Origin of the sequence: Allosphingosinicella vermicomposti, assembly GCF_003012815.1 — a bacterium.
Lineage (GTDB): Bacteria > Pseudomonadota > Alphaproteobacteria > Sphingomonadales > Sphingomonadaceae > Allosphingosinicella > Allosphingosinicella vermicomposti.
In genome coordinates this window covers 1-19,769 of record NZ_PXYJ01000004.1, presented here as the reverse complement: position 1 = coordinate 19,769, position 19,769 = coordinate 1, and the positions used below count along the sequence as shown (strand labels likewise).

The following is a 19,769-nucleotide window of genomic DNA, read 5'->3' as shown; positions in this document are numbered from 1 at the left end:
CTTTTATCTGTCCCGATGCGCCCAGCCGACCCGCCAGCCGAGCAGCCCCGCCGCCATCAAAATCGCCGCGGCCAGGTAGAAGGACAAGCCGGGAAGCGTCGTCACCGAACCGGCGTATACGAAGCCGAAGAAAAGCGGCGAGGCGACGCCCGCGATGCTGCCGACGCTCATATTGGCGCCTTGCAGCTGACCTTGTTCCTGCTCCGACACGCGCTGGGTCATCAGCGATTGCAGCGTCGGCATCGCAAATCCCCAAAGCGCGCTGACGAAGATACCCGCGACGAACCATTCGCCCGTTGGTGCCAAACCAAGCATGGCGAGCCCCGCCGCGCCGAGCATCAGGCCGAACACCATCACCGCGCGGTCGCCGACGCGCTTTACCGCCGGGCCGACGAGCACCGCCTGGACCAGAATGTCGAGCACGCCCCAGAGTGCGAGGCCAAGGCCGACCTCCCATGTGCTCCAGCCATAACGGTAGGCCGCATACAGCACGAATACCGCCGAAAAGACGTGATGCGCGAAATAGAGAATGAAATTGACGACCGCGAGGCCGGACAGCTCCGGATGCGAGCGGAGCAGGCGCAGCGCCCCGAACGGATTGGCGCGGCTCCACGAAAAGGCCATCCGCTTGTCCTTCGGCAGCGATTCCGGAAGGACGACAAGGCCGTATAGAAAGGCGACGCCCCCAAGCCCTGCCGCGACCCAGAAGGGCACGCGGGGCCCCCATTCACCAAGCACGCCGCCGATCATCGGCCCCGCGACGAAACCGCCACTGAACGCCGCGCCAATCAGGCCATAAGCGCGCGATCGTTTCTCCGGCTCGGTAATGTCGGCCATATAGGCGAACGCGGTCGTGAAGCTCGACGAGGTCAGCCCGCCAAGCATCCGCCCAACGGCCAGCCACCAAAGGTTCGGCGCTAGCGCCATCAGCGCGAAGTCGGCTGCGAGGCCGCCCGCCGAAATCAGGATGACGGGCCGCCGTCCGTAACGGTCTGACAAAGACCCGATGATCGGCGAAAAGACGAACTGCATCGCCGCCCACAGCGCCACGAAAAGCCCGTTATAAATGCCCGCCTGCGCGTTCGATCCGGTGAATTCGAGGATCAGCTCCGGCAGCACCGGTATCACGATCCCCATCGCCATCACATCCAGAAACGCGGTGACGAAGATGAAGCCGAGGGCAGGGTTGTAACGCGGCATATGGGCCTTCATTCCTTGGTGGCTGATGACCCACAACCGCTAGTCCTGAGCCTGTCGAAGGACGGGAGGTGCTGGTTCCGGGCTTCGACAAGCTCAGCCCTAGCGGGGTGAAGGTGAGCTGTCAGGCGCCCTCAAATTCCAGGATCACGGCGTCGACAGCCAGGCTATCGCCCGCCTTGGCCTCAACCGCCTTCACCACGCCCGCTTTTTCGGCGCGCAGGATGTTCTCCATCTTCATCGCCTCGACGACCGCAAGCGGCTGCCCGGCCTCCACCTTATCGCCTTCCGATACATGCAGCTGAGTGAGCAGCCCGGGCATCGGGCAAAGGAGATATTTGGAAAGATCCGGCGGCACCTTCTCGATCATATGTCCGGCAAGCGCCGCAGTCCTCGGATCGAGCACCCGCACCCTGTGCTTGGCGCCGCGCGTGGTGAAGAGCCAGGACGAGCCCTGCCGCTCGATCTGCACGGTCAAAGGCTTGCCGTCGATCATCGCATCCACGCGCCGCTGGCCGGGCGCATAGTCGACCTCGACATGGAAGGGCGCACCCGCAACGGTGACGTCGCCGTCCAGCACCGCAACTTCGAAATCCTCTCCGTCGATCCGTGCCACCCAGTTGGATGGCGGATCAAGCGGAGCACCGAGCTGGCCATCGATATGCCGCGCGCGCGCCGCTTCCACGGTCGCCACCTTAGCGCCGAGCGCGGCAAGGCTGCGGCGCAATTCCGCACTCGCGGGCGCGCCTTGGAAGCCTTCGGGATATTCCTCGGCGATGAAGCCGGTGGTGAGGCGCCCTTCGCGGAAGCGCGGATGCTGCATCAGCGCGGAGAGGAAATCGACATTGTGGCCGATCCCGCCAAGTTCGAACGCATCGAGCGCCGCAATCTGCTTGTCGATCGCTTCCTCGCGGGTCGCGCCATAAGTGATGAGCTTGGCGATCATCGGATCGTAGAACATGCTGACTTCGCCGCCCTCGAATACGCCATCGTCGACGCGGACGCCATTTCCGGCGGGCGAAGGGCGATAACGGCTCAGCCGCCCGGTCGAGGGCAGGAAGCCGCGATAGGGGTCTTCGGCATAGACGCGATTCTCGATCGCCCAGCCGGTCAGCTTCACATCTTCCTGCGTGAAAGCGAGCTTCTCGCCCGCCGCCACGCGGATCATCTGCTCGACGAGATCGAGGCCGGTCACCTCCTCCGTCACCGGATGCTCGACCTGAAGGCGGGTGTTCATTTCAAGGAAGTAGAAGCCCTGGCCGGTCGTGTCGGCGCCCGACACGATGAGCTCGACCGTGCCCGCGCTATAGTAGCCGACGGCGCGAGCCAGGGCGACAGCCTGCTCGCCCATCGCCTTGCGCATTTCCGGCGTGACGAAGGGGGAGGGGGCTTCCTCGACCACCTTCTGGTGGCGGCGCTGCACGGAGCATTCGCGCTCGCCGAGGTAGACGATATTGCCATGCTGGTCGCCCAGCACCTGGATTTCGATATGGCGCGGGCTTTCGATGAACTTCTCAATGAAGACGCGATCGTCGCCAAAGCTGGCAAGACCTTCGCGCTTTGTCGCCTCAAAGCCCTCACGCACGTCCTGTTCGCTATAGGCAAGGCGCATGCCCTTGCCGCCGCCGCCGGCCGAGGCCTTCATCATCACCGGATAGCCGATGTCCGACGCGATCCGCACCGCTTCGTCCGTGTCGGCAATCTCGCCGAGATAGCCGGGCACCACGTTGACGCCCGCTTGCTTGGCGAGCTTCTTGGATTCGATCTTGTCGCCCATCGCCGCGATCGCGTTCGGCGGCGGGCCGATAAAGGCGATGCCTTCTTCGGCCAGCGCCCGCGCGAAGCTTTCGCGTTCGGACAGGAACCCATAACCCGGATGCACCGCTTCGGCGCCCGTTGCCTTGCACGCCGCGATGATCGCGTCGGCGAGAAGATAGCTTTCGGCCGCTGGCGGCGGCCCCAGCCGCACCGCCTCATCCGCCATTTTCACATGCGGCGCGCGCGCGTCGGCATCGGAATAGACCGCCACCGTCTTGATGCCCATCTTCTTCGCGGTGCGAATGACGCGGCAGGCAATTTCGCCGCGATTGGCGATCAGGATTTTTTTGAACATGCGATGACAAATCCGGTTTCGGGTTCGTGGGCGACGTCGGTCGTGAAGAGATACTGCAAGGCGTCCGGGGAAACATCATGATAAATGGTGCCCTGCGTCGAATTCGCGGGCGGCGCATAGCCGATTCCGTCACGGCCAAGATGACTGGTGCCCGCGATATCCAACGCCTCACCGATCCTCATAAAGCGCCTGAAGCTCCTTGGTCCGCTGTTCCGTCGCGGATGTGAGGCAGCCAAGATTGATCAGGGTTTCCGCCGTCCCGCCGCGCGCCTGATAGCCCTGAACCACGCAATGGGCGTCGCGATAGGTGATCCAGGCACGCTGGGCCTCGCGCAGTTTTGCCTCGCCTTTCGGGCGGGTATCGCCGGGCGGAATGTCGTCCTTGTCCTGGCTGCGGACCACGGCAAGAGCCTCTCGCCACGCGGCGTTCAAAGCCTGGTCCGCTTTTTCATATTCGGCCGACGCGCATTCGTTGAGCTCTTGAGTGGTCACCGCATTCGCGCAATCCGGGGCCTGCGCAACGCTTGCCGCCAGGGTTAGAAAGATCATCATCATTTCGCAGCCTCACTCATCAGCCAAGCCTTGCGGCGGCACATTATGACCCAGCAGTTTCAGCACTTCGCCCGCCGCGTCCACCAGATTGGTGCCCGGCCCGAAAATGCCCTGCACTCCGGCATCGCGTAGGTACTGATAGTCCTGCGCGGGGATGACGCCACCTGCAATGACCTTGATGTCACTGCGGCCCGCATCCTTCAGATGTCCGATCAACTCCGGGATCAAGGTCTTGTGCCCCGCCGCGAGGCTGGAGGCGCCGACCACGTCCACATCCTTTTCGATGGCGAGGTCGGCGGCTTCCTTCGGCGTCTGGAAGAGGGGACCTGCCACCACCTCGAAACCGAGATCGCCGAAGACCGAGGAAACGAGATTGGCGCCCCGATCATGTCCGTCCTGGCCCATCTTGGCGGTTAGCATGCGCGGCTTGCGGCCCTTGCGCTGCGCCACGGAGCCGACACCGTCGACCAACTGCGCCCAGCGGCGGTCCTCGCTGTAGGCGCCGCCATAAATGCCGCTCACCGGCTGCGGATTGGTGCCGTAGCGGCCGAATGCATCCTCCATGGCGGAGGAAATCTCGCCGAGCGTCGCGCGGGCGCGGGCGCATTCCACCGCAAGAGCCAACAGGTTTGTTCGCATCCCATCCCGTTCGGGCTGAGCTTGTCGAAGCCCTGTCTTTCCTTCTGCATCGGTTGAAGAGGAGGACAGCCCTTCGACAAGCTCAGTCCGAACGGTAGGGGTGAAGGGTTTCGCGCCTTCGCGCAAAGCATCGAGCGCGGCCTGGCACCTGGCTTCGTCGCGCTCCGCCTTCACCTTTTCGATGCGGCGGATCTGCGCCTCGCGCACGGCGTGATTGTCGACATCCAGAATGTCGATCTCAGCCTCGTCGGCGAGGCGATAGCGGTTGACGCCGACGATCACGTCCTCGCCCTTGTCGACGCGTGCGGCGCGGGCGGCAGAGGCTTCCTCGATCATCGCCTTGGGCCAGCCTGCCGCCACGGCCTTCGCCATGCCGCCTTCGGCCTCGACGCGCTCGATAATCTCCCAGGCGCGATCGTAAAGCTCCTGCGTCAGCGCCTCGACATAATAAGAGCCGCCCAAAGGATCGACGACATTGGTGATGCCGGTTTCTTCCTGCAGCACGATCTGCGTGTTGCGCGCGATGCGGGCGGAGAAATCGGTCGGAAGCGCGATGGCTTCGTCGAGCGCATTGGTGTGAAGCGACTGCGTGCCGCCCAATGCCGCCGCCATAGCCTCCACCGTGGTGCGGATGACGTTGTTGTACGGGTCCTGCTCGGTCAGCGACACGCCCGACGTCTGGCAATGGGTGCGCAGCATTTTCGAGCGCTCGTCCTTGGCGCCGAGATCCGTCATCACGCGATGCCACAATTTCCGCGCGGCGCGCAGCTTCGCCACTTCCATGAAGAAGTTCATGCCGATGGCGAAGAAGAAGGACAGGCGGCCGGCGAACTTGTCGAGATCGAGCCCGGTCGCCATCGCTGCGCGCGCATATTCCTTGCCGTCCGCGATGGTGAAGGCGAGTTCCTGCACCTGCGTCGCCCCCGCCTCCTGCATGTGATAGCCGGAGATGGAGATGGAGTTGAATTTCGGCATATTCTCGGACGTGAAGGCGATGATGTCCGAAATGATCCGCATGCTGGGCTCAGGCGGGTAAATATAGGTGTTGCGGACCATGAACTCCTTCAGGATGTCGTTCTGGATCGTGCCGTCCAGCTTCTCCTGAGGGACGCCCTGCTCCTCCGCCGCGACGATGTAGAAAGCAAGGATCGGGATCACCGCGCCGTTCATCGTCATGCTGACGGACATTTGATCGAGCGGAATGCCGTCGAACAGGATCTTCATATCGTCGATCGTGTCGATCGCGACGCCGGCCTTGCCGACATCGCCGACGACGCGCGGGTGATCGCTGTCATAGCCCCGGTGCGTGGCAAGATCGAAGGCGACCGAAAGCCCCTTCTGCCCCGCGGCAAGGTTGCGGCGATAGAAAGCGTTCGATTCCTCGGCAGTCGAGAAGCCTGCATATTGGCGGATCGTCCACGGGCGGCCCGCATACATGCTGGCCCGCACACCGCGCGTGAATGGCGCGAAGCCGGGCAGGCCGGGGTCGATGCCCTCGACATCCTCCGCCGTGTAAAGCGGCTTCACGGCGATTCCTTCCGGCGTCTGCCAGGTAAGATCGCGCCCCTTCACTTCCTTGGCGGCCAGCGCCTCCCAATCGGCGCGCGTGGGTTTGTTGCTCACAAACCCTCTCCCGTCGGGAGAGGGAGGGGCCCATGCGCCAGCATGGGAGGGTGAGGGTGTCCGGTTCCGGAAAGCCCGACCACCCTCACCCCAACCCTCTCCCAAGGGGAGAGGGAGCTTGGCTCAATGCCCTTCACGCGGCGTCTCCATCAATTCCACCAGCATCCCGCCCATGTCCTTGGGATGCACGAAGATCACCGGCGTGCCATGCGCCCCGATGCGCGGCTCGCCAAGCACTTTGGCACCCTTGGCCTCCATCTCGGCCTTGGCGGCATGAATGTCCGGCACTTCGAAGCAGACATGATGCTGCCCGCCGAGCGGGTTCTTCTCCAGAAACTTCAGGATCGGCGAGGTTTCGCCCAGCGGCTCGATCAATTCGATCTGGCTGTTCGGCGTATCGACGAAACACACCCGAACGCCCTGCGCGGGCAAATCGAACGCTTCATGGATCGTCGTCGCACCGAGCAGGTCGCGATAGATCGGGATGCTCTTTTCGATGGACGGGGTCGCGACCCCGACATGGTTCAGACGGCCGAGGTTCATTCCTCATTCTCTTTTTCAGCGTGTTGTTCCAACTGAAAGAGGATTTCGTTCCGAAAATTCTCGACGTCCGTTATGCAGCGCATCTCCGACCAAACAGTATTATCGTCATCGTGGTAGAAGGCACCCACATCCGTTGCGATCCCTCGCAGGATTTCTCGGGCCCAGCCAAGCTCTTTGATTTTTGCAAATTCGGCAATTGCTTCGACTTGCTCGGCTTTCGATGTCCACTCGTGGAAAAGTAGCTGCCCAAAGATGAATCCCGGGTTGTTATAAGGTGCATCCGGCCAACCTTCTGAGTCTCCTCCAGTGGAACTGCTAAGTTCGTGGACATCCGTACCCATTGCTCCCTTCGGAACTACGACAAGCGCTTCTTCTAGCCATTTTCCTGACCCATCTGGCTCATGGTTCCAGACAAACTGAGCATCTTCTAAGGAAACAAAATCGAATTGCTCGCGAACCTGTCGCCGAGCGCGCTCACAAATTGCCTTAGCTTTTGACATCGTCATTCCCTTCTAAAGCGGAATATTGTCATGCTTCTTCCACGGATTTTCGAGCTGCTTGTCGCGTAGCTTCCGCAAGCCCAGCGCGATGCGCCGCCGCGTGGAATGGGGCATGATCACCTCGTCGATGAAGCCCTTGCTCGCTGCCACGAAGGGATTGGCGAAGCGTTCCTCATATTCGCGGGTGCGCTCGGCGATCTTTTGCGCGTCGCCAATGTCCTTGCGGAAGATGATCTCCACCGCGCCCTTCGCGCCCATCACCGCGATTTCGGCGGACGGCCAGGCGTAGTTCAAGTCGCCGCGCAGGTGTTTTGAGGCCATGACGTCATAGGCGCCGCCATAGGCCTTGCGGGTGATGACGGTGATCTTGGGCACGGTCGCTTCGGCATAAGCGAAGAGCAGTTTCGCGCCGTGCTTGATGATGCCGCTATGCTCCTGCGCGACGCCGGGGAGGAAGCCCGGCACGTCGACGAAGGTGACGATCGGAATGTCGAAGGCGTCGCAGAAGCGGACGAAGCGCCCGGCTTTTTTCGAACTGTTGATGTCGAGCACGCCGGCCAGCACCATCGGCTGGTTGGCGACGATGCCGATCGTGCGCCCCTCGACGCGCCCGAAGCCGCAGAGAATGTTCCCCGCATGGGTCGGCTGCACCTCGAAGAAATCGCCTTCGTCGACGACCTTCCGGATGAGCTCGTGCATGTCATAGGGCTTGTTCGCGCTGTCCGGGATGAGCGTATCGAGGCTATCCTCGATCCGGTCCCAGGGATCCGTCGTCGGCCGCGTGGGCAGATCGTGGCGGTTCGACAGCGGCAGATAGTCGAAGAAGTCGCGGGTCGCGAGCAGCGCTTCGATGTCATTCTCGAAGGCCACGTCCGCCACGCCCGACTTGGTCGTGTGGGTGACGGCGCCGCCCAATTCCTCCTGCGTCACGACTTCGTTGGTGACGGTCTTCACCACGTCGGGGCCGGTGACGAACATATAGCTTGAATCCTTCACCATGAAGATGAAGTCTGTCATTGCGGGTGAATAGACCGCGCCGCCCGCGCACGGGCCCATGATCAGGCTAATCTGTGGCACCACGCCGGATGCGAGCACGTTGCGCTGGAATACCTCGGCATAGCCGCCGAGTGAGGCCACGCCCTCCTGGATGCGCGCGCCGCCGGAGTCGTTCAAACCGATGACCGGCGCGCCGACCTTCAGCGCCATGTCCATCACCTTGCAGATCTTCTGCGCGTGGCGTTCGGACAGCGAGCCGCCGAACACGGTGAAGTCCTGCGCGAAGACGTAGACGAGGCGGCCGTTGATCGTGCCCGATCCGGTGACGACGCCGTCGCCCGGCACCTTCTGGCTTTCCATGCCGAAATCGGAGCAATTATGCTCGACGAACATGTCATATTCTTCGAAGCTGCCGGGATCGAGCAGCACGTCGAGCCGCTCTCGCGCGGTCAGCCGCCCCTTGGCATGCTGCGCATCGATCCGCGCCTGCCCGCCGCCCAGCCGCGCGCGCTCGCGACGGTCTTCCAGTTCCTCGATCGTGGTCGCCAAAGGAGGCTCCTCTCACTTGTCTTTGCAGCCCCTTTTTCAGGGACGCGCGCAAAAGGCAATGGAAGAGAGGCGCCTAGCCCCCATCGTCACCCCAACTTGTTTCAGGGTCCATGGCGGAGACAGTTGAACTGCCCGCTAGATGGATGCTGAAACAAGTTCAGCATGACAGGGAAGGTTACGCCGTTTCCAGCGCCTTCTTCGCGATCTTGTCCCGCCATACCAGCGGCGCAAGATGGTGGACGCTCTGTCCCTCGCTATCCACCGCCACCGTTACCGGCATGTCCTCGACCTCGAATTCGTAGATCGCTTCCATGCCGAGATCCTCGAACCCGACGACCTTCGATCCCTTGATCGCGCGGGCGACGAGATAGGCGGCTCCGCCGACGGCCATCAGATAGGCTGACTTGTGATCACTGATCGCGTCGATCGCCATCGGCCCGCGCTCGGCCTTGCCGACCATGGCGAGGAGGCCCTGTTCCAGCATCATGCGCGTGAACTTGTCCATGCGGGTGGCGGTGGTGGGGCCAGCCGGGCCAACCACCTCCTCGCCAACCGGGTCAACCGGGCCGACATAATAAATGACGCGGCCCTTGAACTCGACGGGCAGCTGTTCGCCGCGATCCAGCATATCCTTGATCCGCTTGTGCGCAGCGTCGCGGCCGGTGAGCATCTTGCCCGAAAGGAGCAGACGGTCGCCATGCTTCCAGCTCTGCACCAGCTCCGGCGTCAATTCATCGAGGTTGACGCGCTTGGCTTCCTTGCTTGGCGTCCAATTGACATCCGGCCATTCCTCAAGCTTCGGCGTTTCGAGGTAGACGGGCCCTGAGCCATCCAGCACGAAATGGGCGTGGCGGGTCGCGGCGCAATTGGGGATCATCGCGATCGGCTTCGACGCGGCATGGGTCGGCCAGTCGAGGATCTTCACGTCGAGGATCGTCGCAAGGCCGCCAAGGCCCTGCGCGCCGATGCCGAGCGCATTCACCTTGTCGAACAATTCGATGCGAAGCTCTTCGATCTTGTTCTGCGGCCCGCGCGCCTTCAATCGCGCCATGTCGATCGAACCCATCAGGCTTTCCTTGGCGAGTAGCATCGCCTTTTCCGCCGTGCCGCCAATGCCGATGCCGAGCATGCCGGGCGGGCACCAGCCCGCGCCCATTTGCGGCACCATTTCAAGTACCCAGTCGACGATGGAGTCGCTGGGGTTCAGCATCTTGAACTTGGACTTGTTCTCGCTGCCGCCGCCCTTCGCAGCGACCGTAATGTCGACCTTGTTGCCCGGCACCATCTCCACATGAAGGACCGAAGGCGTATTGTCCTTCGTGTTGACGCGGCCGAACGCCGGATCGGCGAGGATCGAGGACCGCAGCGGATTTTCGGGGTGACGATAGGCGCGGCGGACGCCTTCATCCACCACCTGTTGCAGGCTCAATTTGCTGTCGAGCAGGCATTCCTGTCCCCACTTCACGAACACGGTGACGATGCCGGTATCCTGGCAGATCGGCCGGTGACCCTCAGCGCACATGCGGCTGTTGGTCAGGATCTGCGCGATCGCGTCCTTCGCTGCCGGCGATTCCTCGGCTTCATAGGCGTCGCCCAACGCCCGGATATAATCCATTGGGTGATAGTAAGAGATGTACTGAAGCGCATCCGCGACGCTCTCGATAAGGTCCGCTTCCCGAATGATGGTGGTCAAGGTGGCAATCCCGCTTGGATATGAAGTCTGGCGCGCTTCTAGCGGGATGGACGCAAAAGGGGGAGGGGCTTTGAGTGGCGGGCGAGCCTCATGCTCGCACGGCCATTCCCATTCCCTTCAACCGCGCGATCACGTCGGGATTGTTGATGCGGCGGTAGCGGGCCTCGACGAAGCTGAAGAGGCCGAAGAGCAGGAGCCCCGCCGCGACGATCCATTGCAGTGTCGCGGGGAGCAAGGCCAAGGCCTGACCCATATCGCCGGCTTGCTCGGCGCGCGCGCTTTGCGCCGCGCGCCACAGGAACCAGCCCATGATCAGGAAAACGACACCGCGCGCGCTATAGCCTGCGCGGCCGATCCACATCACCCAGGCTTGGTGCGCCGCTTCGTGGTCGAGATGGTCGAGAAAGCGGAGCCGCACCGCTTTCACCATTTGATAGAGGCTGGTCCCGGCAAGGGCGATCGCGGCGATGGTGAGGAGAACCGGCCCTCCGGGCAGGCTGAGCGCTGTGGCCGCGCCCTTTTCCGCGCCTGCACCTCCACCGTCCCCGGCGGACATGTGGAGGGCCAGCATCAGGGCGTAGAAACCCAGGCCGAGATGGACAAGCCCGCTTACCGCCCCGCCAATGCGAACCGCCCAGCCTTTGGCATCTTTGCCATTGCCCTCGCTGTCGATGACTGCTTCCGACAGCCGCCAAATCGCATAGCCGGCAAAACCGAGCGCCATCAGGCCAAGGATGGCGCGGCCCGCGCCGCTCGACAGATATTGAAGCGCACCTGTGCCATCTTCGGTCCGTCCGGTCTGGATCGCGAGGTAACCGATCAGCACATACATCACGCCGCGTGCGGCAAAGCCGAGGCGGGTCATCGCCTCCATTCCATTCATGCTGATCATCCAGATCCTCCCTGTTGCGCACGGGAAACGAGGATCGGTAGGCCGCGTTCCGCTTATCCGTGCCCAGAGGCGGCGTCGGGCCGGTTTTTCTTGAGCGCGTCCACGATCGCCTTGGACAACGCTTCCGCGCCATAAGGCTTGCGCAGCATCGGGAATTCCGCGCCGACGCCTTCGATCACTTCCTCGCTATAACCACTGGCCAGCAGGACCGGCATTTCCGGGCTATGCTCCCTGATCCATTGCGCGAATTCTACGCCGCTCATTCCGGGCATCACGACATCGGTGAAGACGAGATCGAGCTGCCCGCTTTCGATGAGAGGCAGCGCCTCGTCCGCGCTGGCGGCGCTGACGACCGTGCAACGCAATTCCTCCAGGAGATGGCGCGCAAAGTCGCGCACCTGTTCGTTATCCTCGACCAGCATAACGCGCAGCCCTTCCGGAATAGCTGCACTTTGTTCGCCACTCATATCTGCGGTCAGCGGTTTGTCCGAGCGCGGCAGGATGATGCGGATCGTCGTGCCTTCCCCCTCCCGCGACTCTATCTCTGCCCGTCCCCCGGTTTGCGCGGCAAAGCCGTGGATCTGGCTGAGGCCAAGGCCGGTGCCCTTGCCAACCGGTTTGGTCGTGAAGAACGGTTCGAACGCGCGGGCAATCACGTCCTGCGGCATACCCGTGCCGGTATCCGAAACGGCAACGCAAATCGATCGCCCGTCATCGGCATTGGCGGTGGACAGGGTGATGCGCCCGCCGTCCGGCATGGCGTCGCGCGCGTTGATCGCCGCGTTGAGGAGTGCGGTTTCAAGCTGCGTCGCATCCACTTCCACATGGCCGAGACCCGGGGCCAAATCGAGCATGACCGCAATCTTGCTGCCTAAAGTTCGCGCCACCACCTCGCCAAAGGCATCCATACGCAGATTGAGATCGACGACCTCCGGCTTCAACGGTTGCCGCCGCCCGAACGCAAGAAGGTGGCTGGTGAGAGTTGACGCGCGATCGGCCGTATCCACGATGGCGTCGAGATATCGGGCGCGCTTTTCCTCCGACAAGGCGCCGCGCCGCAACAGGTCCGCCGCCCCGCGGATGACCGTCATCAGATTGTTGAAATCGTGCGCAATGCCGCCGGTCAGCTCGCCCAGCGCCTGTAATTTCTGCGATTGGAACAGAGCTGTGCGCGCTTCCTCCAAATTCTCAGTCGCTTGTTGGCGCTCGGTAATGTCACGGGTGATCTTGGCGAAGCCAGCGAGTTCGCCGGTTTCGGTGTAGATCGGATCGATAAGGATGCTGGCGAAGAAGCGCGTGCCGTCTTTTCGCACGCGCCAGGCTTCCCGCTCATATTTACCTTCACGAAGCGCGGTGGCGAGCGCCTTCTCGGGCTCCCCGCCTGTCCGGTCCTCGTCAGTGTAGAAACGCGAGAAATGCTGGCCGACAATTTCTTCGGCCTTATAACCCTTGATCGCTTCTGCGCCGCTATTCCAATTGGACACGATGCCTTGCGGCGTCAGCATGTAGATGGCGTAATCGCGCACGCCCTGAACGAGCATCCGGAAACGCTGCTCGCTCTCGTAAAGCTGGCGTTCGGCCTGCTTCTTGTGCGTGATGTCGCGCGTGACCTTGGCAAAACCGGCAATCTTGCCGCCGTCCCAGATCGGATCGAGTATGGCGCTGGCCCAGAAGCGCGTACCATCCTTGCGCACCCGCCAGCCTTCGGCTTCGAACCGCCCTTCGGCAGCAGCCGTCTTGAGTGCCCGCTCTGGCAGGCCGTCCGCGCGATCCTCATCGGTGAAGAAGCGCGAGAAATGCTGGCCGATAATTTCATCGGCTTCATAGCCCTTGAAGCGTCGTGCGCCCGGATTCCAGGTCGCGACATGCCCGTCCGCGTCGAGCATGTAGATCGCATAATCAGTGACGGAATTGACGAGCCGCTCGAAGCGCTGGTCAACGACATCGGAAGAATAAGGAGCTTGCCCGGCCATCTCTACTCATGAACAACGAGGCCGAAACGGCTTCGGCTCCATTTTGCTCCCCAGCCCGGATGGTCGTAACGGAAATATCGCGACGATCAAGGCGCGAAGGCGTTAGATAGGTTCCTGGCGACACACGCGCTAACATAGGTTAGGGCTTTGATAGCGATGGCGTCCACGATCCGTATCGATCCCCGCTTCCGGGGTCCGCCCGCCAGCGGGAATGGTGGCTATTCCGCCGGACGCCTTGCGGCTTTTCTCGGCGGATCGAACGTCGAAGTCACCCTCCGCCTGCCGCCCCCGCTTGGCCGCGATCTTCAGGTGGAACGGGGCGGGGAGGGCGCACGGTTACTCGATGGCGGCGCGCTCATCGCATCGGCGATGCCCGCGACTGTGGATATCGAGGTGCCGACCCCGCCAGATCTCGCCAGCGCGCATGAAGCTGAGCGTCACTATGCTGGCCTTATGGACCACGTTTTCCCCGGCTGCTTTGTTTGCGGACCGGAGCGCGCGCCAGGCGACGGCCTGCGCATCTTTGCAGGGGCAGTCGAGGGACGGTGCCAGGTCGCCGCAGTCTGGACGCCGGGTGCGGACCTCGCGGACGAGCATGGCCAAATATGGTCCGAATATCTGTGGGCCGCGCTCGACTGTCCCGGCTATTTCGCGGTGAAGGCTCAGGCCGGGTCCGCTGTCCTTGGCCGCATCGCCACGCATATCGGCGATCGCCCTAAGGCCGGTAAGCCTTTAATCGTCACCGGCTGGGCAATCGGCCATGACGGCCGCAAGCATCATTGCGGCACGGCGATCCACGACGCGGCGGGCGGATGCCTGGCATCCGCCCGCGCAACGTGGATTTCCCTACCCTGAAGCCGTAAGGCTTTCGGGATCAGTTTGACTTTTTACGACGCGCCTTCGTGGTCGCGCTAGATTTCTTGGCGGAGGCGGACTTGCGCGCCTGTGTGCCCTTGTCGGCGGTCCCGCCATCGCGGCCCCACCGGAAGAGCGGCACCGCTGCGGCTGCAACAGCGCCGACTACCGCGCCACCGACGGCAAGCGCCGCGCCCGGATTGGCTCGGGCCTTCGCGACGACACGGGTCGCGCCGTCGGACATGTGCTGAGACATCTGGCTGAACGACCAGCGTGACGAACCGCCGTCTTCGTTGCCTATCTGCTGCTGCTCGGTTTCGGCCTTGGCATGTTTCATGGCTGAACTGGGGATACGCGACATCATTCACTCCAATACTGTTATGTGGGAGCAACGATCCGCCTTTCGCCACGGTTCCAGACAGCGTCCGAAGGGGGGGGGCGCCCGGATGGCGATTATCGCGGCTTGGCGCGCAAAATACTCTACTGCCGAAACAAGCGCGGAAATCCGCCATTGCGACGAATTGATATGGTTAAATCCGATTTACCCCCTTGCGTCTGAAACTGGATCAGGCACTATAGGTTGTGGCGTCGCCAAAGGGGGCACGCTAGACATTGTAGCAGGGGCAGCGCGCCATTATATTGGCGTGGAAGGCATATTTGTGCCCTGTGGATATCGGGGACAAGCGAAATTAGCGCCCCCGCATGCCCCCAAACGGCGCTATGGATCGGGTCGTGGCCCGACTCCGTCGTGGAACAAATAAGGGGATGAAGTGATGGACCTTCTGGGCAGCAACGAAGTGGACTCGGGCGACGTGGCCGTCACCGTTGAAACGCCAAAGAAGGATCAACCGAAAAAGGCCGCGGCGCCGGATTCGAAGTCCGTGGCGCCCCGCGCATTCGACGTGAAGACGGATGACAGCCGCGACGCGCTTTTGACCGAATTCGGCAAGGATACGCTCCGCGACCGCTATCTCCTTCCAGGCGAAAGCTATCAGGATCTCTTCGCGCGCGTTGCCTGCGCTTATGCGGACGATCAGGGTCACGCCCAGCGCCTCTACGACTATATTTCGAAGCTGTGGTTCATGCCGGCGACGCCGGTCCTGTCCAACGGCGGCACCGGGCGCGGGCTTCCCATTTCCTGCTATCTGAACTCGGTCGACGACAGCCTGCAGGCGATCACCGAAATCTGGAACGAGAATGTCTGGCTCGCTTCGCGCGGCGGCGGCATCGGCACTTATTGGGGCAATGTTCGCGGCATCGGCGAGCCGGTCGGTTTGAACGGCAAGACCAGCGGCATCATTCCCTTTGTCCGCGTGATGGATAGCCTGACGCTGGCGATCAGCCAAGGCTCGCTGCGCCGTGGCTCGGCCGCCGTCTATCTCGACATCAACCACCCGGAGATCGAGGAATTCCTTGAGATCCGTAAGCCTAGCGGCGACTTCAACCGCAAGGCGCTCAACCTCCACCACGGCGTGCTCGTCACCGACGCGTTCATGGAAGCGGTGCGCAATGGCGAAGAGTGGATCCTGCGCTCGCCCAAGGACGGTTCGGAACGCGGCAAGGTCGATGCGCGCGCGCTCTTCCAGAAGCTCGTCGAAACCCGTCTCGCGACCGGCGAGCCCTACATCGTCTTCGCCGATCATGTGAACAAGGCGATGCCCAAGCATCACCGCGATCTCGGCCTCAAGGTTTCGACCTCGAACCTCTGCTCGGAAATCACGTTGCCGACCGGCCGCGATCACCTCGGTCAGGATCGCACGGCGGTCTGCTGCCTTTCGTCCGTCAATCTCGAAACCTGGGACGAGTGGAACGGCGACAAGATGTTCATCGAAGACGTGATGCGCTTCCTCGACAATGTGCTGCAGGACTATATCGACCGCGCGCCCGAAGAGATGGCCCGCGCCAAGTACAGTGCCAGCCGCGAACGCTCGGTCGGCCTTGGCGTCATGGGCTTCCACTCCTTCCTTCAGGCGCGCAACATCGCCTTCGAAGGCGCGATGGCGAAGAGCTGGAACATGCGGATCTTCAAGCATATCGCCGCGCAGGCGAGCGAAGCCTCGATGATGCTCGCCAAGGAACGCGGCCCTTGCCCTGACGCTGCCGACATGGGCGTGATGGAGCGTTTCAGCTGCAAAATGGCGATCGCGCCGACCGCGTCGATTTCCATCATCTGCGGCGGCACGTCGGCCTGTATCGAGCCGATCCCGGGCAACGTCTATACGCACAAGACCTTGTCGGGCAGCTTCTCGGTCCGCAACCCGCACCTTGAAAAGCTGCTGATCGAAAAGGCGAAGAATAGCGACGCGGTATGGAATTCGATCCTGGAGCAGGGCGGGTCCGTCCAGCATCTCGACTTCCTGACCCAGGAAGAAAAGGACACGTTCAAGACGTCGTTCGAAATCGACCAGCGCTGGCTGATCGAGCTCGCCGCCGACCGCACGCCCTATATCGACCAGGCCCAGTCGCTGAACCTCTTCATCCCGGCCGACGTCGACAAGTGGGATCTCCTGATGCTCCACTTCCGCGCGTGGGAGCTTGGCATCAAGTCGCTTTATTATCTCCGTTCGAAGTCCGTGCAGCGCGCGGGCTTCGCGGGCGGCGTCGAAGCGGACAACACGCCCGAATTGAAGGAAATCCAGCTCGCGGCGAACACGACCGATTACGACGAGTGCCTGGCCTGTCAGTGATGTGAGTAACCTCTCCCGCGCGTGCGGGAGAGGATGAGTTGGTTCCCCAGAGCGGGGGAACCGCCCGTGCCACACCTCCTTGCGGCACGGGCCCTCAAGGGGAAGCGGCGCCCTGCGGCCGGGGCACGGACCGCGCGCCGCTTCCCCGAATAGGATTAAGAAGGACGAGAGATGAGGATGAAGGCTGCCACTGCCGCTCGCTCCACCCGCGATCTGCGGGCGGATGCGGCTATGGACGGCGGCGCCTCAGTCGCCCTGTTCTTCCTCGAAGATATTGACCGCGACGTCGGCATTTGCGGACAGGCGCACCGTGTCGCCCTCGACACCGGCGACCAGTCCGGTCGAAATGAAGTGGTGATGTCCTTCGTGGGATCCCTGCCCGGAACTGTCCTTGGTCAGCTTGATCCGATCGCCCTCGACCTTGTCGACGGTGCCGACCTTTACGCCGTCCGCGCCGATCACCTGCGCATGTTCCCTGATCTGGCTGATGTCCACCATGAAGACTCTCCTGTTGAGTGTGGGAAGGGGAACGCGCGGGGACGCCAAATGCTGCATCGCGCCGCACTGATTTTCGCCGCGGCCCTGCCGCTTGCCGCCTGTGCCGCCCGCCAGACGAGCGAAGCGGTCGCCCACGACGCGCCGGGCTTCCTCCTCGCCCTGTGGCACGGCTTCATTTTCCCGGTCGCCTGGATCGTCTCGCTCTTTTTCCAGGACGTCGCGGTCTACGCGGTGCCTAATAACGGCGGCTGGTACGATTTCGGCTATTTCCTCGGCATCGTCGTCTTCGGCGTCGGCGCGCGGAAAACGAAGGTGGTGTATAAAAGGCGGGGGCGGGGATGATGCGTCTCTATCACGATCTCCCGTCCGGCAGTGTTGATCGCGCCCGTGGCCTGCGTCACAATGCGACCGAGGCCGAAAAGCGCCTGTGGAAGGCTCTGCGCGAAAGCCTCGGCCCAGCCAAGTTTCGCCGCCAGGTGCCCGTCGGCCCCTATTTCGCCGATTTCCTCAGTTTCTCCGCCAAGCTGATTGTGGAGGTCGATGGCGGCCAGCACGCGCTTCAGTCCGAACAGGACGCCGCCCGCACCCACTTCCTGAAAAGCCAAGGCTACCGCGTCCTCCGCTTCTGGAACAACGACGTCCTCGAAAACACGCCCGGCGTCCTCGAAACGATCGCCGCAGCCCTTCGCCCTCTCCCCCCGGGAGAGGGTCGGGGTGAGGGTGAGCAAAAGCCTACCCAATCCCCATATTCACCCTCACCCTCCCGCGCTGCGCGCGGGCCCCTCCCTCTCCCGATGGGAGAGGGGCGCAAGGAGTAAGCCCATGTCCCTTCTTCAAGCCTCCAAGACCTATAAGCCGTTCGAATATCCTTGGGCGTTCGAATATTGGAAGCGTCAGCAGCAGCTCCACTGGCTCCCCGAAGAGGTGCCGCTGGGGGAGGATTGCCGCGATTGGGCGCAAAAGCTCACCGATCATGAGCGGAACCTGCTGACCCAGATCTTCCGCTTCTTCACCCAGGCCGACGTGGAAGTGCAGGATTGCTACCACGAAAAATACGGTCGCGTGTTCAAGCCTACGGAAGTGAAGATGATGCTGACGGCTTTCTCCAATATGGAGACGGTGCACATCGCGGCTTACAGTCACCTGCTCGACACGATCGGCATGCCCGAAAGCGAATATTCGGCCTTCCTCCAATATAAGGAGATGAAGGACAAACACGATTATCTCGCCCAGTTTGGCGTCGATACGGACGAGGATATCGCCAAGACGCTCGCCATGTTCGGCGGCTTCACCGAAGGGCTGCAGCTCTTCGCCTCCTTCGCGATGCTGATGAACTTCCCGCGCTTCAACAAGATGAAGGGCATGGGGCAGATCGTCAGCTGGTCCGTCCGCGACGAAACCCTCCACTGCGAAGGCATCATTCGCCTGTTCCACGCCTTCGTGAAGGAACGCAATTGCATGACGCCGGCGGTGCGCGACGACATATTGGACATGTGCCAGAAGACGGTGCGGATCGAAGACGCGTTCATCGACCTCGTCTTCGAAATGGGCCCGGTGAACGGCATGACGCCCAAGGACATCAAGAAATATGTCCGCTACATCGCCGATTGGCGCCTCGGACAGCTGGGCCTCAAGCCCATCTACATGATCGAGGAACACCCGCTCCCCTGGCTCGCGCCGCTGCTGAACGGCGTCGAACACGCCAACTTCTTCGAAACCCGCGCCACCGAATATTCCAAGGCCGCGACCAAGGGCAATTGGGGCGAAGTCTGGGACAATTTCGACCGGCGGAAAGCCGCCAAGGCCAACGATGTGGCCGAAGAAGGCGACGCGGGCGTGGATATGTTCGGGCAGGCGGCGGCGGAGTAAGTCCTTTGACGTCGGACACCGAAGTCAATGAAACGCAGCCTCACATGTTGGATGGCTGCGATTTGGATGAATGTTACAAGACTATGATGAGCGAGCGCACAGAGCTCATAAAGGCTCGGCGCGAGGCAGAAGACACGCTTGTCAAAACGATCATTCAGCTCTCGGCGACTTTGATTGCCCTGATTGCAGGCTTCATCACGCAGACAAGCGTCCAGGTCGAGCCGCGCCTGTTGCCAGTTTTGATCTTGGCATTGATACTTCTGGTTTTAAGTCTTGCTAGTGGGTTGTCTGAGCACATTTTCTCCTCAAAAGCTTACCTTGCTCAGCAAAAACTCGTTGAGCAATTCTATTCGCGTAAGATAAATAGCTTTGACGAGCCTTGGGAGAATAAGTGGGTCAGGCGATGCCAAGTCGCATCTTTTGGGTTATTTGTTTCCGCACTTATAAGTCTCGCGACATTCTCAGTCTTTCAAGCAGGAGAGAAGAGTAATGGCAAATCCATCGCCACCACCGCCGCCCCCGCCACCACCCCCGCCGCCCCCGCCACCACCCCCGCCGCCCCCCCCCCCCCCCCCCCCCCCCCCCCCCCC

At 62.2% G+C, this 19,769-nt stretch carries 19 protein-coding genes; 6 read left to right on the top strand and 13 right to left on the bottom strand.

All coding sequences use genetic code 11. From position 1 onward, the window contains the following. Positions 1-3: 3 nt before the first annotated feature. From C7I56_RS11295 to C7I56_RS11245, 11 genes are all read right to left on the bottom strand, one after another. Positions 4-1,200, bottom strand: a complete 1,197-nt coding sequence (locus C7I56_RS11295; protein WP_245409696.1) for a TCR/Tet family MFS transporter — start codon at positions 1,198-1,200, stop codon at positions 4-6. Between the two features lie 121 nt (positions 1,201-1,321). Beyond that, positions 1,322-3,310 (bottom strand): acetyl-CoA carboxylase biotin carboxylase subunit, encoded by a 1,989-nt coding sequence (locus C7I56_RS11290; protein WP_106640745.1) that lies wholly within the window; start codon positions 3,308-3,310, stop codon positions 1,322-1,324. Beyond that, positions 3,292-3,492 carry a hypothetical protein gene (locus C7I56_RS11285; protein ID WP_158703110.1) on the bottom strand — a complete coding sequence of 67 codons (201 nt, stop codon included), beginning with the start codon at positions 3,490-3,492 and terminating at the stop codon, positions 3,292-3,294. The genes C7I56_RS11290 and C7I56_RS11285 overlap by 19 nt, the downstream gene beginning before the upstream one ends. Then, entirely contained in the window at positions 3,479-3,865 is a 387-nt protein-coding gene (locus C7I56_RS11280) for a lysozyme inhibitor LprI family protein (protein WP_106640743.1), read from the bottom strand. The genes C7I56_RS11285 and C7I56_RS11280 overlap by 14 nt, the downstream gene beginning before the upstream one ends. A 9-nt stretch (positions 3,866-3,874) precedes the next feature. Then, positions 3,875-6,124, bottom strand: coding sequence for a methylmalonyl-CoA mutase (gene scpA / locus C7I56_RS11275; protein WP_106640742.1), 2,250 nt, complete (start codon positions 6,122-6,124; stop codon positions 3,875-3,877). A 123-nt stretch (positions 6,125-6,247) separates the two neighbouring features. Next, complete coding sequence (mce, locus tag C7I56_RS11270; protein ID WP_106640741.1) at positions 6,248-6,667, bottom strand: methylmalonyl-CoA epimerase; 420 nt, start codon at positions 6,665-6,667, stop codon at positions 6,248-6,250. After that, the gene (locus tag C7I56_RS11265) at positions 6,664-7,167 is read right to left on the bottom strand and encodes a hypothetical protein (protein ID WP_158703109.1); all 504 of its coding nucleotides are present in this window, start codon (positions 7,165-7,167) and stop codon (positions 6,664-6,666) included. The genes mce and C7I56_RS11265 overlap by 4 nt, the downstream gene beginning before the upstream one ends. A 12-nt stretch (positions 7,168-7,179) precedes the next feature. Beyond that, a complete protein-coding gene (locus C7I56_RS11260; protein WP_106640739.1) occupies positions 7,180-8,712 on the bottom strand; it encodes an acyl-CoA carboxylase subunit beta in 1,533 nt (510 codons plus the stop codon). Between the two features lie 175 nt (positions 8,713-8,887). Further along, the gene (locus tag C7I56_RS11255; RefSeq protein WP_106640738.1) at positions 8,888-10,405 is read right to left on the bottom strand and encodes a fumarate hydratase; all 1,518 of its coding nucleotides are present in this window, start codon (positions 10,403-10,405) and stop codon (positions 8,888-8,890) included. Between the two features lie 88 nt (positions 10,406-10,493). After that, positions 10,494-11,297: a DUF1206 domain-containing protein gene (locus C7I56_RS11250; protein ID WP_106640737.1), complete on the bottom strand. Its 804-nt coding sequence runs from the start codon at positions 11,295-11,297 to the stop codon at positions 10,494-10,496. Between the two features lie 53 nt (positions 11,298-11,350). Then, positions 11,351-13,270: a hybrid sensor histidine kinase/response regulator gene (locus tag C7I56_RS11245; RefSeq protein WP_106640736.1), complete on the bottom strand. Its 1,920-nt coding sequence runs from the start codon at positions 13,268-13,270 to the stop codon at positions 11,351-11,353. Positions 13,271-13,426: 156 nt separating this feature from the next. On the opposite strand from C7I56_RS11245, the gene C7I56_RS11240 reads away from it, so the two are divergent. Further along, positions 13,427-14,125 carry a hypothetical protein gene (locus C7I56_RS11240; protein WP_106640735.1) on the top strand — a complete coding sequence of 233 codons (699 nt, stop codon included), beginning with the start codon at positions 13,427-13,429 and terminating at the stop codon, positions 14,123-14,125. Between the two features lie 19 nt (positions 14,126-14,144). Here the strand turns inward: C7I56_RS11240 and C7I56_RS11235 are convergent, their stop codons facing one another. Next, positions 14,145-14,462, bottom strand: a complete 318-nt coding sequence (locus C7I56_RS11235; protein WP_106640734.1) for a hypothetical protein — start codon at positions 14,460-14,462, stop codon at positions 14,145-14,147. Positions 14,463-14,898: 436 nt separating this feature from the next. Between C7I56_RS11235 and C7I56_RS11230 the strand changes: the two genes are divergently transcribed. Then, a complete protein-coding gene (locus tag C7I56_RS11230; RefSeq protein WP_106640733.1) occupies positions 14,899-16,812 on the top strand; it encodes a ribonucleoside-diphosphate reductase subunit alpha in 1,914 nt (637 codons plus the stop codon). 246 nt (positions 16,813-17,058) lie between these two features. Here C7I56_RS11230 and C7I56_RS11225 read toward each other — a convergent pair whose 3' ends face one another. Further along, on the bottom strand, positions 17,059-17,310 hold the full coding sequence (locus tag C7I56_RS11225; protein WP_106640732.1) for a DUF2171 domain-containing protein: 252 nt from the start codon (positions 17,308-17,310) through the stop codon (positions 17,059-17,061). 48 nt (positions 17,311-17,358) lie between these two features. Between C7I56_RS11225 and C7I56_RS11220 the strand changes: the two genes are divergently transcribed. The 4 genes from C7I56_RS11220 to C7I56_RS12500 all read left to right on the top strand — a co-directional run. Continuing rightward, complete coding sequence (locus C7I56_RS11220; RefSeq protein WP_106640731.1) at positions 17,359-17,652, top strand: hypothetical protein; 294 nt, start codon at positions 17,359-17,361, stop codon at positions 17,650-17,652. Then, a complete protein-coding gene (locus tag C7I56_RS11215; protein WP_245409695.1) occupies positions 17,649-18,128 on the top strand; it encodes an endonuclease domain-containing protein in 480 nt (159 codons plus the stop codon). Before C7I56_RS11220 ends, C7I56_RS11215 begins: the two co-directional genes overlap by 4 nt. 4 nt (positions 18,129-18,132) lie before the next feature. Continuing rightward, a complete protein-coding gene (locus C7I56_RS11210; RefSeq protein WP_106640730.1) occupies positions 18,133-19,179 on the top strand; it encodes a ribonucleotide-diphosphate reductase subunit beta in 1,047 nt (348 codons plus the stop codon). A gap of 5 nt (positions 19,180-19,184) precedes the next feature. Continuing rightward, the coding region (locus C7I56_RS12500; RefSeq protein WP_199792398.1) for a hypothetical protein at positions 19,185-19,769 on the top strand (585 nt) is incomplete at its 3' end.

Excerpts from the sequence above, each read along its gene's own strand:
- C7I56_RS11295 (WP_245409696.1), bottom strand. The coding sequence starts at position 1,200 with ATGCCGCGTTACAACCCTGCCCTCGGCTTCATCTTCGTCACCGCGTTT.
- C7I56_RS11290 (WP_106640745.1), bottom strand. The coding sequence starts at position 3,310 with ATGTTCAAAAAAATCCTGATCGCCAATCGCGGCGAAATTGCCTGCCGC.
- C7I56_RS11285 (WP_158703110.1), bottom strand. The coding sequence starts at position 3,492 with ATGAGGATCGGTGAGGCGTTGGATATCGCGGGCACCAGTCATCTTGGC.
- C7I56_RS11280 (WP_106640743.1), bottom strand. The coding sequence starts at position 3,865 with ATGATGATGATCTTTCTAACCCTGGCGGCAAGCGTTGCGCAGGCCCCG.
- mce (WP_106640741.1), bottom strand. The coding sequence starts at position 6,667 with ATGAACCTCGGCCGTCTGAACCATGTCGGGGTCGCGACCCCGTCCATC.
- C7I56_RS11265 (WP_158703109.1), bottom strand. The coding sequence starts at position 7,167 with ATGTCAAAAGCTAAGGCAATTTGTGAGCGCGCTCGGCGACAGGTTCGC.
- C7I56_RS11250 (WP_106640737.1), bottom strand. The coding sequence starts at position 11,297 with ATGATCAGCATGAATGGAATGGAGGCGATGACCCGCCTCGGCTTTGCC.
- C7I56_RS11245 (WP_106640736.1), bottom strand. The coding sequence starts at position 13,270 with ATGGCCGGGCAAGCTCCTTATTCTTCCGATGTCGTTGACCAGCGCTTC.
- C7I56_RS11240 (WP_106640735.1), top strand. The coding sequence starts at position 13,427 with ATGGCGTCCACGATCCGTATCGATCCCCGCTTCCGGGGTCCGCCCGCC.
- C7I56_RS11235 (WP_106640734.1), bottom strand. The coding sequence starts at position 14,462 with ATGAAACATGCCAAGGCCGAAACCGAGCAGCAGCAGATAGGCAACGAA.
- C7I56_RS11230 (WP_106640733.1), top strand. The coding sequence starts at position 14,899 with ATGGACCTTCTGGGCAGCAACGAAGTGGACTCGGGCGACGTGGCCGTC.
- C7I56_RS11225 (WP_106640732.1), bottom strand. The coding sequence starts at position 17,310 with ATGGTGGACATCAGCCAGATCAGGGAACATGCGCAGGTGATCGGCGCG.
- C7I56_RS11220 (WP_106640731.1), top strand. The coding sequence starts at position 17,359 with ATGCTGCATCGCGCCGCACTGATTTTCGCCGCGGCCCTGCCGCTTGCC.
- C7I56_RS11215 (WP_245409695.1), top strand. The coding sequence starts at position 17,649 with ATGATGCGTCTCTATCACGATCTCCCGTCCGGCAGTGTTGATCGCGCC.
- C7I56_RS11210 (WP_106640730.1), top strand. The coding sequence starts at position 18,133 with ATGTCCCTTCTTCAAGCCTCCAAGACCTATAAGCCGTTCGAATATCCT.